Origin of the sequence: Nitrosopumilus zosterae (assembly GCF_025998175.1) — an archaeon.
Lineage (GTDB): Archaea > Thermoproteota > Nitrososphaeria > Nitrososphaerales > Nitrosopumilaceae > Nitrosopumilus > Nitrosopumilus zosterae.
In genome coordinates this window covers 784,151-795,879 of record NZ_AP026695.1, presented here as the reverse complement: position 1 = coordinate 795,879, position 11,729 = coordinate 784,151, and the positions used below count along the sequence as shown (strand labels likewise).

General features: G+C 34.5%; 11 protein-coding genes. 6 read left to right on the top strand and 5 right to left on the bottom strand.

The window, feature by feature from the left end; genetic code table 11:
- Window positions 1-3 precede the first annotated feature (3 nt).
- Genes OO712_RS04705 through OO712_RS04685 form a run of 5 tightly spaced genes read left to right on the top strand, consistent with a single transcriptional unit; the run spans window position 4 to window position 4,521 of the window.
- Window positions 4-294 (top strand): SemiSWEET family sugar transporter, encoded by a 291-nt coding sequence (locus tag OO712_RS04705; RefSeq protein ID WP_109877169.1) that lies wholly within the window; start codon window positions 4-6, stop codon window positions 292-294.
- A 38-nt stretch (window positions 295-332) separates the two neighbouring features.
- Window positions 333-989: a triose-phosphate isomerase gene (gene tpiA / locus OO712_RS04700; protein WP_109877170.1), complete on the top strand. Its 657-nt coding sequence runs from the start codon at window positions 333-335 to the stop codon at window positions 987-989.
- A gap of 33 nt (window positions 990-1,022) precedes the next feature.
- Window positions 1,023-3,692: a pyruvate, phosphate dikinase gene (ppdK, locus tag OO712_RS04695; RefSeq protein ID WP_109877171.1), complete on the top strand. Its 2,670-nt coding sequence runs from the start codon at window positions 1,023-1,025 to the stop codon at window positions 3,690-3,692.
- Window positions 3,693-3,717: 25 nt separating this feature from the next.
- Complete coding sequence (locus OO712_RS04690; protein ID WP_109877172.1) at window positions 3,718-3,894, top strand: DUF1059 domain-containing protein; 177 nt, start codon at window positions 3,718-3,720, stop codon at window positions 3,892-3,894.
- Between the two features lie 51 nt (window positions 3,895-3,945).
- Window positions 3,946-4,521, top strand: a complete 576-nt coding sequence (locus OO712_RS04685) for a CBS domain-containing protein (RefSeq protein ID WP_225866896.1) — start codon at window positions 3,946-3,948, stop codon at window positions 4,519-4,521.
- On the opposite strand, the gene mce is transcribed toward OO712_RS04685, so the two are convergent.
- Complete coding sequence (gene mce, locus OO712_RS04680; protein WP_109877173.1) at window positions 4,522-4,920, bottom strand: methylmalonyl-CoA epimerase; 399 nt, start codon at window positions 4,918-4,920, stop codon at window positions 4,522-4,524.
- 282 nt (window positions 4,921-5,202) lie between these two features.
- Between mce and OO712_RS04675 the strand changes: the two genes are divergently transcribed.
- Entirely contained in the window at window positions 5,203-5,337 is a 135-nt protein-coding gene (locus tag OO712_RS04675; RefSeq protein ID WP_263970075.1) for a hypothetical protein, read from the top strand.
- Between the two features lie 883 nt (window positions 5,338-6,220).
- Here the strand turns inward: OO712_RS04675 and OO712_RS04670 are convergent.
- The 4 genes from OO712_RS04670 to OO712_RS04655 are packed head-to-tail and all read right to left on the bottom strand — an operon-like array spanning window position 6,221 to window position 11,691.
- Window positions 6,221-7,822 (bottom strand): acyl-CoA mutase large subunit family protein, encoded by a 1,602-nt coding sequence (locus OO712_RS04670; protein WP_109877174.1) that lies wholly within the window; start codon window positions 7,820-7,822, stop codon window positions 6,221-6,223.
- Between the two features lie 5 nt (window positions 7,823-7,827).
- Complete coding sequence (meaB, locus tag OO712_RS04665) at window positions 7,828-8,748, bottom strand: methylmalonyl Co-A mutase-associated GTPase MeaB (protein WP_225866910.1); 921 nt, start codon at window positions 8,746-8,748, stop codon at window positions 7,828-7,830.
- 41 nt (window positions 8,749-8,789) lie between these two features.
- Window positions 8,790-9,197, bottom strand: coding sequence for a hypothetical protein (locus OO712_RS04660; protein WP_109877176.1), 408 nt, complete (start codon window positions 9,195-9,197; stop codon window positions 8,790-8,792).
- A complete protein-coding gene (locus OO712_RS04655; protein ID WP_109877177.1) occupies window positions 9,190-11,691 on the bottom strand; it encodes a M1 family metallopeptidase in 2,502 nt (833 codons plus the stop codon). Before OO712_RS04655 ends, OO712_RS04660 begins: the two co-directional genes overlap by 8 nt.
- Window positions 11,692-11,729: the final 38 nt, after the last annotated feature.

Here is an 11,729-nt window from a genome sequence, read left to right as displayed (position 1 = left end):
AAAATGGAAATTGACGGAATGCTTCTCACCATCCTAGGAATATCCGCAGGAATTTTGATTCTTACCGGATGGATAGAACAGATTTACAAAGGATACAAGACAAAAAGCCTAAAAGACATCTCGAAATTTTTAATGATATTCATTTCCGCAGGAGCAATTTTGTGGTTAATTTACGGAGTTATTGTGTCAGACGTATTTATCATAGGCACAAATATCACAGCAATTGTTCTAATGATGATAGTTTTGGCAATGAAGAGAAACTACGACAGACTATCAAAAACAAATCAAATCTAATCAAGGATTAAATAGAATACAAAAAAATTCACAGAAAGATGTTTGTTATTAATTGTAAAAACTATGAAGAGATTTCAGGAGATAAGATAATAAAATTTGTAAAAACCGCTGAAAAAATTTCTAAAAAATACAAAATTAAAATTGCAATCGCACCACCACAACATTTAATCGGATTGGTTGCAAAGAGTACAATTCCAATTTTTGCCCAGCACATAGACGACTCAAAAATCGGAAGCACAACAGGATTTGTTATTCCAGAGTTGCTAAAAATGTCCAAAGTAAAAGGTTCACTGATTAATCACAGCGAACATAGAATCTCCAGTAAAGAGATTGAAAAATTAATTTCAAAATTAAAAGAATTGAAAATGACATCAGTGCTTTGTGTAAAAGATATTGCAGAAGTAAAAAAATATGTTAAATTGAATCCAGACTATATTGCAATAGAACCACCAGAGTTAATCGGATCAGGAAAGGCAGTATCAAAAGAAAAACCAGGTTTAATCTCAAAGGCTGCTGAAGCTGTAAAAAATGCAAAAAACAATACCGAACTGCTTTGTGGGGCAGGAATAGTTTCTGGAGAAGATGTCTCAAAAGCAATTGAGTTAGGTTCCAAAGGAATTCTTGTTGCAAGCGGAATAGTGAAATCAAAAAATTGGGACAGCATAATGTCTGAATTTGCCAAGTCAATGGTTTAATACCCCCTTTTTTGGATTGGTTAATCGTAAAAAATGAAACAAGTTTATTTTTATGATGAAGGAGACGGCAAAAATAAGAAACTACTAGGTGGCAAAGGAGCAGGCCTATGTGAAATGACCAAATTAAAACTACCAGTTCCTCCAGGGTTTACAATTACTACTGAAGTTTGTAGAAAATACTATGAAAATAATAAAAAATTACCAAAAACACTCATGGTAGACGTTAAAAAGAATATTGCAAAAATTGAAAAAAGAACAGGCAAAAAATGGAATTCTAAAACAAACCCATTACTAGTTTCTGTCAGATCAGGAGCAGCAATTTCCATGCCTGGAATGATGGATACAATACTGAATTTGGGATTAAATGATCAGACAGTTTTGGGACTAGAAGAAAAAAGTCAAAATCCAAGATTTGCATGGGATTCATACAGGAGATTCATCCAATTATTTGGCAAAGTAGTGTTTGGAGTAGACGATAAGAAATTTGATGATGTCTTAAATGCAGCAAAGAAAAAACAGAATGTTCAAGTGGATAGCGATTTGAATGAAGAATCACTAAGAGAAGTAGTAGAGCAATATAAACAAATTTGCGATAAACACACAGGAAGGAAATTTCCAACAGACCCAACTGAACAAGTAGAGCTTGCAATCAAAGCAGTATTTGGAAGCTGGATGGGAGAAAGGGCAATTGTGTACAGAGAGAAAAACAACATTACAAAAGACATTGCAGATGGAACTGCAGTAAACATCGTATCAATGGCATTTGGAAACATGGGAAATGACTGTGCTACGGGTGTTGTATTTACGAGAAACCCAGGAGATGGTTCACGTCAAATTTATGGAGAATATCTGATTAATGCACAAGGGGAAGATGTAGTAGCTGGAGTAAGAACAGGAAAGCAAGTTAATGAAATGAAAAAAGATCTTCCAGAATCATACAAACAATTAACAAAAACATGTGAAAGGTTAGAAAAACATTACAAAGAACCTCAAGATATAGAGTTTACAATTGAGCAGGGAAAATTCTATTTGCTGCAAACAAGAAACGCAAAAATGAATGCATCAGGAATGATCAAGACCTCAGTAGACATGGTAAAAGAGAAATTAATTGACAAAAACAGAGCAATTACCAGACTTCAAGCTGAACAGCTAGAACAATTACTACACAAAAGAATTGATCCAAAGGAAATTAAAAATCATACCCAATTGGCAAAAGGGATTGCAGCATCACCAGGAGCTGCCAGCGGAATTGCAGTACTTGATGTTAAAAGAGCAACTGCAATGGGAGAAAATGGGGCCAAAGTTATTCTAATCAGGGAAGAAACAAAACCTGAAGACGTACCTGCATTCTTTGAATCAGTAGGAATTCTAACTAGCAGGGGTGGCAAAACATCTCATGCTGCAGTAGTTGCCAGAGGCATGGGCAAACCATGTATCGTAGGGTGTTCTGATTTGAAAATTGATCTTGAGAACAAACAATGTAGTGTAGACGGAAAAGTAGTTCGAGAAGGAGAGGTAATTACAATTGATGGGAGTACAGGAAGTGTATACATTGGAGACATCCCCACAATCGAACCCAAAGTCACGTCAGAGTTTAAACAAGTCCTAGAATGGGCTCAAAAAGCAAAAAAAATTGGAATCAGAGCAAATGCAGACACTCCTGAAGGGGCAAAACTTGCAAGAGAATTTGGAGGTCAGGGTATCGGACTATGCAGAACAGAAAGAATGTTCAATGGAAGTGATAGAATCAATCTGTTTGTAGAGATGATAATGGCTGAAAACATTGAAGAGAGAAACAAAATTCTAACAAAATTAGGTCAATTGCAAAAGAGCGATTTTATTGAAATTCTTCAAGCAATGGAAGGATATGAAGTTACAATCAGATTACTAGATCCTCCGCTACATGAATTCTTACCAAATCCTGAAGAACTTGCGGAAAAAATTCGCAAGTTGGAATTACAAAACGCAACTGAAGAACTCAACAAAGCAAAAACAGTTCTAAAGAGAGCAAGAGAGTTAGCAGAAGTCAATCCAATGATGGGTCACAGAGGAGTCAGAGTTGGAATCACATATCCAGAAATTTATGAAATGCAGATTCGTGCAGTATTTGAAGCATTAGTTGAGTTAACAAAGAAAAAAGTCAAAGCCCATCCTCAAATTATGATTCCACAAATAAGCAGTATTGCAGAATTAAATCACATAAAGAAAATTTATGATTCCATCAAAAAAGAGATGGAGACAAAACACAAAATGAAATTAAAAATTAATTTTGGAACAATGATAGAAGTGGTAAGAGCAGCACTTACTGCCAATGAACTTGCAAGTACTGCAGAATTCTTTAGTTTTGGTACCAATGATTTAACTCAAGGGACATTCAGTTTTAGTAGGGAAGATGTTGAAGGAAAATTCCTCCCAGAGTATATTGAAAAGGAGATTTTAGAAAGAAATCCATTCCAATCAATTGATGTCAATGGTGTTGGAAGTCTAATCAAAATAGGCATTGCAGGTGGACGTGGAATAAGACCAAACATGGAAATTGGAATTTGTGGAGAGCACGGAGGAGACCCAAATTCCATCAAATTCTGTCACGGTGCAGGATTAAGTTATGTAAGTGCTTCTCCACATAGAATTCCCATTGCAATTGTAGCAGCTGCACAAGCTGCAATTGAGCAGCCAAAAAAGACAAAATCAAAGAAAAAATAAATAATTCTTAATCAAACAGTCCATCATGATAAAGAGCATTAGCTGTTCTGATGCTGGAAAAGATTGTGGATGGGCTGCAACTGCACCAACAGAAAAAGAACTAATGGAAAAAGTGACTCAACATGTGATAGAAAGTCACAAAGAAATTAAATTAAATACAGAGTCAATATCCAAGATAAAATCACTAATTAAAGAAATCTAAAACTGCGTACTAGTAAAAAAATGCCTGAAACTATAGATTTTAAAACTGAACATGATAATCCAAATTGGATTGTTACCACGTATTGATTCAATCAAACAAATAAGACAAAAAATAGGCATCACCCAAAAGAAACTTGCAACAATGACAGGGGTCAGCACCTCAATGATTAATCAAATCGAATCAGGCAGAAGCCAGCCAAGCTACGATACTGCAAAGAAAATTTTTGACAGTCTTGCAAAATTAGAAGGAGAATCATCATCACATACAGCAGGAGATTTTTGTAGTAAAGATATTGTAAAACTAAAACCATCCAATACATTACATGATGCAATCAAAAAGATGCATCAATTATCTATCAGTCAAATTCCAGTTTTCAACAATTCTGAAGTAGTGGGAGTGGTATCAGAAGATGGTATTGTAAAGCATCTAGCAGATGTGGGGGAATCAGAACTAAAAAAAGCAAAACTTGCAGATACCATGGACCCCGTTCCACCAATAGTAGATTTTGATACACCAGCAAATGTTCTAATTCCGTTAATCAGATACTCAAAATGCATTCTGGTTTCAAAGAAATCAAAAATTGTTGGAATAATTTCAGCTTCGGATACTTTGAAAATGATGGAATGATTATTGCTTAGGATGAGAACATAATTCTGCAAGAACCCCATGCAGAGATTTTGGATGAATGAAAGTGACTTTGGTTCCTGCAGAGCCAGGTCTTATTTGCCCCAAGAATTGTATTCCACATCCCTCCATTCGTTCTACCTCACCTTCAATGTTATCAGTTTCCAATGCCATATGATGTAATCCAGGACCTTTTTTATCAAGAAATTTTTTGATTGGGCTTGAATCATTTGTAGGTTGCATTAATTCAACACGACCATTTTCCAAATGAATAATTGCAACCTTTACACCTTCAGTTTCCACTGTTTCAAATTCTACATTATCAACACCTAGTGCCTGCTGATACACTTTGGCAGATTCCTCAACATCGTTTACTGCAATTGCAATATGATCAATTTTCATCTAAATGATTTTGTTAACTTACAGTATTAATGGATTTATTTTATTTTAAATTATAACAAATAATCAAATTTTAAAAGTTCTAGAGAGGGCTTGCCAAATTAATTCAAGACATCATTGCAACTATACATGAAATATGTTTATTTTTGCTAGTATGACAAGGGCTTATTCTTCTAGAGAAATCCACAAGTATCAACACGCCCATTTATGGAATTAGCTTATTTTGATTCATTATGAGCCAGAATAAATAAGAAGAGAACAAATACAGCAGGAGCAATAAACAGTATGACTAAATCCAAAAATAAGAATAAAACACAAATCAACAAAAACAATAAAACGACACCAGACAATCTAAAGAAAAAACAGTATTTGGAATCTTATGAGGAATTAAAAAAATCCATAGAAAATGACCAAAAATAACAGAAAGCATTTCATAAAATGCAAATTTTGTGGCAAGTCTGATCATGTAGAATATTTAGGCGGACTAGATTGGTTTTGCAATAAGAGATGTCATTATCATTATAGACACTTAAAAGACAATGCATGATTACTTGGAGATTAAAAGAGGCAAGGATGAGAAGAGATGAAAATTGCTCAAATACGCCGGTATATACCAGAGAGAATCCAGACAAAGTATGTTTAAAAAAATAATTGAAAAACTGAAATTTGGTTCTTCTAAAGCCAAAGTTACAGAGGATGTAAATGCATTCAAAGAATCTGAAAAGAAACAGGATTCAACAAAATGAAATACAATTGCAGATATTGTAATTTCAAGTGGGAGGGAAATTCAGATACTTTTGACAAAGTACTTCTTCACGAAAAAACCCACAAAGATAAAAAGAATCAAAAAGTATCGAGTAAAAACAATGTCATTGCGTTGTAAAGTTTGCAATACACCTAGTACAAAAAATCAAATGAGTTGTAATGAAGAATGGGAATGCAACACATGTGGAAACATACTTGATATAAAGGGCAATATAAGTACCTTAGAAAAATGATTGGAATCATAATAAAAGAAGGATTTGAAGAGAATAATACAATACACTATATACTGATTCGTCAATAAGAATATGTGTCAAATCAACCATACTGTGAAGTGTGTCATAAACTAAAATACCCCAGATTTGAAAAGCAACAAAAATGTGAATGCAAAACAGAATAGAAGCAAATTAAAAAATTTGAAAAAACAATTAATTTTGCCAGTGATTTTTTGTGGAATTTGAACTAAGTCAAAAATGTTCAAGTAAATCAAAGCAGATACAGTATAAGTTAAGTATTGAAAATAAATTCATAAAAAATCGAATTAAAAGACCTCTTTAGGTCGGTATTCACCAAAAACTTCTCTGAAAGTATTGCTGATTTCACCCGTAGTAGCAAATGCTTTGGCAGCAGTAATGATGTAAGGCATGAGGTTTTCCTCAGTATCTGCAGCACTCTTCATAGCAGACAGTGCTTTTTCCCATTTGTTTTTGTCTCGGGATTCACGTAATTTTTTGAGTGATTTTTTCTGCTGAATTTCAACATCACCTCCAACACGAAGCAAATCAGGTTGTTTTTCTTCTTCAGAATATTTGTTCATTCCAACAATAATTCTCTCACCATCATCAATTTCTTTTTTCAGCCGATACGCATTTGCTCTGATTTCAGATTGAAAGAATCCCTTTTCGATTGCTTTAACAGAACCGCCCATTTTTTGGATTTTTTTGAGATATTTCCATACGCCATCCTCAATTTGATCACATAGTTCTTCAAGGTAGTATGAGCCAGCCAATGGGTCTGCAGTCTTTGTAATCCCACTTTCATGCGCAACAATTTGTTGTGTCCTCAGTGCAATTTTTGCAGACTCTTGAGTAGGAAGAGCTAGTGCTTCATCTCTAGAATTTGTGTGAAGAGACTGAGTACCACCAGCAACGGCTGCCATGGTTTGAATTGCAACACGAATTATGTTATTATCAGGTTGTTGTGCAGTTAATGATTCGCCACTTGTTTGAGTATGGAATTTTAATTGTAGTGAACGTGGGTTTTTTGCGTGGAACATTTCTTTGAGAATTTTGGCATAAACTTTTCTTGCGACCCTGAACTTTGCAACTTCCTCAAAGAATTCAATAGTACAACAAAAGAAGAATGAAAGACGAGGCGCAAAATCATCAATTTTCAAGCCTTTATCCAAACAAGTTTGAATATATGCAATTGCATTGGCCAGAGTAAACGCAACTTCTTGTGTAGCAGTACATCCTGCTTCTCTCATATGATATCCTGAAATTGATACAGGATACCAAGATGGAACTTTTTCTGCGCAATATCCAATCATATCACCGATTAATCGCATTGAGGGTTGAGGAGGATAGATGTAGGTGTTTCTTGCAATGTATTCTTTTAAAATATCATTTTGAGTGGTACCACGAAGTTCATGACTTTTGAATCCCTGTGCTTCTCCAACTGCAATGTAATATGCTAGTAATGTGGAGGCAGTTGAATTAATTGTCATTGAAGAACTAACTTTGCCAAGAGGGATTCCATCAAAGGCAGTCATCATATCTTTAATAGAAGTAATTGAAACACCTACTTTTCCCACCTCACCCTCTGCTTGAGGAGAATCAGAATCATAGCCGATTTGAGTAGGCAGATCAAAAGCCATACTTAGACCTGTTTGACCCTTTTCCAACATGAATTTGAATCGCTCATTAGTGAGTTTAGCATCTCCAAATCCAGAATATTGTCTCATTGTCCAGAATCTTTCACGGAACATTTCAGGATGAATGCCCCTAGTGAAAGGATATTTCCCAGCATCTTCTATAGGTCTCTTTTTAGAGGATTTTTGATAAATTCGTTTTACTGGAAATGAAGAATCAGTGAAGATTTTCTTTTCAGGATTTTTTGATTTTGTGGATTTTTTTGTTGCCATAGTATTCACTTTAACAAAGATTTTGTAATTTTGTCTCCGGCATCAAACGGATCTATACTTTTTGATTGTAATTGTTTAAGATATTTCGAGAACGATTTATCTGATTCCAGCATATGATCAATCTTTTCTTTAATGTTATTTAAAACAATATCCGTCAGCTCAGATTCTAATTGTTCTTGTTGTTTTTCTTTCTTGAATTTCTTTTTAGTCGACATCATTTCTTTGAGAGTTTTTGCAAAATCTGTAATTCCAGAATTTTTCTTAACAGATGTTTTAAGAATTATAGGATTTCGCACTGAATCACCAATAAAATCCCTTACGGCGTCAAATAGTTGATTGGTTCCTGCAAGATCACTTTTGTTAATAAGGTAGATATCTCCAATTTCAGTCAATCCAGCTTTGATTGTTTGTATACTATCCCCAGTATTTGGATTAAAGACTACAACTGTAATATCTGCAATGTTTGAAATTTCAACTTCTGTTTGTCCAGCACCAACGCTTTCAATAATAATTGGATTAAATCCAGCATATTCTAAAATTCGAATACTATTTCGTAAAGAACGAGAAACAGCACCAGTTGCACCTCTAGATGCTATGCTTCGGATATAAGTTCCTGAATCAGTGGACTCACTCATTCTAACTCTATCTCCCAAAATTGCACCGCCAGTAACATGACTAGTTGGATCTATTGCAAGAACAGCTGGTTTTGTACCTAATTTTTTCATCTCCACAGTTGTTTTGTTTATCAAAGAACTTTTTCCGGCACCTGCAGGTCCAGTAATACCAATTATAATGGAATCACCAGTATCTTTGAAAATTTTCTTTATGAGTTTTTTTGCTTCCTTTTGATCATTTTCTACAATAGTAATTGCCTTGGCAATTGCTCCGCGTTTTCCTTTCTTTAAATCAGCAAGCATATCCAATATACAATAACGTTTCAGAGGTGCAATAAAATCTTGTATATTGTTTAGGGTCTAGAATAAATTACAGGTGGAGCAGTTTCATCAATCAAATGAATCTCAGTTTTTAATTGAACATGGCCCAATTCTTCATGATCAATTTCCAATACTATTGGATGAACACTCCATCCATATTTTGGAATATTTGGGAATGGTACAATTTCAATAAATTCAGAATCAGAAAATGTTTTTTGGAATGATTCATCCATTCCCAAAATTTCCATTACAACAGAATTTGTCTTGTCAGACTTGTCATGATATGAAATTTCAACATGACCAGTATCATAGTAAACAGCATCTATCTGAAATGTTTGACGAAGAACATCTTTGTCATCAGTACCTCCACCAACAAGAAAAACTATTGCTAAAATTGTAAAGATTCCAAGAAAGATTGGAGGGCCTAATTTCCTAGCCATCTTTGAATTCTTGTCTCATTCGTCTAAGTAGTTTTGAGTTTATTCTAATTCTTTCTAATGTTTGAGTTTGAGTTCTCTCAGTACCAGGAGTAGGATTATCTCTGAAGAATTTTTTGATTTCTTTTTCCATAGAGTCATCTGCCACAGATGAAATGCTGGCCACAATTCTATTAAACAGTGGATTCCCATACCCCACTTTTTTGTTTAGTTTTTTCCAGTTTTTCTTCAACCATGGCCACAGGACTTTGTCACCATATGGGTTTGCTGCTACTTTCATAATTGGTAATTGCATGTTTTGGGAACGTACATTCGGAGTTTGAGAAAAGTCCAGAGATTTTAGCAATAGTTTTTTGTCTTTGAAACTACACATGGCACCAAGGAAACGAAGTTTTTCTTCCATAGTTTTTGCATTCTTGTATAGTTTGGTTAATTCCACATGTGTTTTTGAATTGCCATTCCATGCAGCAATAGAACAAATAGGTTCAACTAAATCAGGAGAAATGGAGTTAGGAGATATTAAGAATTTTTTGTATCTCTTGAGTGCCTCTTCTGTGACTTCATCATCATTCATTTTCCCCAGTGCAGAAATCACAAACGAACGGAGCAATGCGTCAGTATGCTTGTCTGATTTTTTTGGCTCCCATCCCAAATTAAATAAAATCTTTCGAAAATAATTAACGGCATAACTTCTAATCTCTTCAGCAAATTCTTCATCAAATGCTCGGAAATATAGGGAAGCTAGATTATGAGCAACATTTACTGATGCCAGATAGCTGTCCTCATCAAAGTATGCATCTGAAAAATCCAAATAATTTCGTACCTGCTCATCTCCAGAAACACAAAGTGAAAACAAATCATTTTGAATTGCCCATCTGTCAATTCCAGGAACACGTTTTTCATCAACTAACATTTTTAGATCAAGTAAAATTCCCTCATCATATTTTACACGGTAGAATCCTTTTCTTCCATAGTTTGCAACAAAACCTATAGTGTTCTGAGGTAGTTTTACTGACATTGATTTTTGTGTAAATAATTTTTTAGAGATCTCATCTTCCAATCCCAAAGATAATGGTATGTGCCACAATCCTTTGCTGAATTTTTTATCAGGCTCAAGTAAGTATCTTTTTTGCTTGAGTTTGAGAGTATTTCCATCCTGATTAATTTCAATTAATGGGAATCCTGGCTGTTTAAGCCACGTATTTACCATAGAAGATACAGGCATGCCAGATGCTTTTCCAATTGCGTTCCACAAGTCTTGCCCTTCAGCGTTTGTGTATTTGAAATCAGACAGATACTTTTTGAGACCCTTTTGGAAGTTTGGTTCTCCAACATAATGCTCAAGCATTCGCAATACACATCCACCTTTATCATATGAAATAGCATCAAATATCTCTCTAATTTCAGCAGGAGAGTTTACTTTAACATCGATTGGATGTGTTGTTTTTAGGGAATCAAGTCCCATTGCAACGTTCATTGCATCTTCAACGAATTGATTCCATAAATCCCATTCAGGATAAAACTTATCAACAAATTTTGTGGCCATAAACGTTGCAAAGCTTTCATTGAGCCACAAATCATTCCACCATTTCATAGTAACCAAGTTTCCAAACCATTGGTGAGCAATCTCGTGAGATATTACTTCTGCAATGTATTGTTTTGTTCTAGTTGAAGATGTTTTAGGATCATAAAGCAAGATTGTTTCTCTAAATGTTATTGCACCCCAATTTTCCATGGCACCTGCTGCAAAATCAGGCACTGCAATAAGATCAAGTTTGGGCAAAGGATATTTTATTCCAAAATATTTTTCATAGGATGTTAGAAGTTTTTTGCCTAGTTCCAAGGAGAATTTTCCTTTTGATTTATTTCCCTTTGTAGTAACAACTCTAATCTGGATTTTACCAATCTTCCCTACAAGATACTCAAATTCTCCGACACCAAGATAAATCAAATATGTTGAAACAATTGGAGTTTTTTCAAAATTATAAATTGTTTTATTTCCAATCTTTTTCTTTGATTTTACTGGCATGTTAGATATGGCAGTGAATTTATTGTCTGCAATTATTGAAATCTCAAAGGTTGCTTTTGCTTCAGGTTCATCCCAACATGGAAATGCCCTTCTAGCGTCTGCTGCCTCAAATTGTGTAGTAGCAAGATATTTTGTTTGTCCATTTTGTTGGTATTGACTTCGATAAAACCCAAGTAACCTGTCGTTTAAAATCCCCTGAAATTCAAGATTAATGATCACCTTGCCTTTGATTTTTTCCCCTAGTTTGATTTGTAATTCTTCTTTTTTCTCATTGGTGATCGGTGTAGATTTGATTATTTTTTCTCCAGATTTTACTGTACACGAAGTAATTTTCAGTTCAGCACAGTTCATAGAAATTGAATTTGTTGCTTTTGTGCAATTTGCAGTAATTGATTCAGCACCATTAAAAGTAAATTTTTTAAGATCAGGCTCAAAAGTTAGGGCGTAATTAATTGGAGTGATGTCCACGTCTGAGGTAATTTATTTACGCTTTAAGTAGATTTTCC

Excerpts from the sequence above, each read along its gene's own strand:
- OO712_RS04675 (WP_263970075.1), top strand. The coding sequence starts at position 5,203 with ATGACTAAATCCAAAAATAAGAATAAAACACAAATCAACAAAAACAAT.
- OO712_RS04705 (WP_109877169.1), top strand. The coding sequence starts at position 4 with ATGGAAATTGACGGAATGCTTCTCACCATCCTAGGAATATCCGCAGGA.
- ppdK (WP_109877171.1), top strand. The coding sequence starts at position 1,023 with ATGAAACAAGTTTATTTTTATGATGAAGGAGACGGCAAAAATAAGAAA.
- OO712_RS04660 (WP_109877176.1), bottom strand. The coding sequence starts at position 9,197 with ATGGCTAGGAAATTAGGCCCTCCAATCTTTCTTGGAATCTTTACAATT.
- mce (WP_109877173.1), bottom strand. The coding sequence starts at position 4,920 with ATGAAAATTGATCATATTGCAATTGCAGTAAACGATGTTGAGGAATCT.
- OO712_RS04690 (WP_109877172.1), top strand. The coding sequence starts at position 3,718 with ATGATAAAGAGCATTAGCTGTTCTGATGCTGGAAAAGATTGTGGATGG.
- OO712_RS04685 (WP_225866896.1), top strand. The coding sequence starts at position 3,946 with ATGATAATCCAAATTGGATTGTTACCACGTATTGATTCAATCAAACAA.
- tpiA (WP_109877170.1), top strand. The coding sequence starts at position 333 with ATGTTTGTTATTAATTGTAAAAACTATGAAGAGATTTCAGGAGATAAG.
- OO712_RS04670 (WP_109877174.1), bottom strand. The coding sequence starts at position 7,822 with ATGGCAACAAAAAAATCCACAAAATCAAAAAATCCTGAAAAGAAAATC.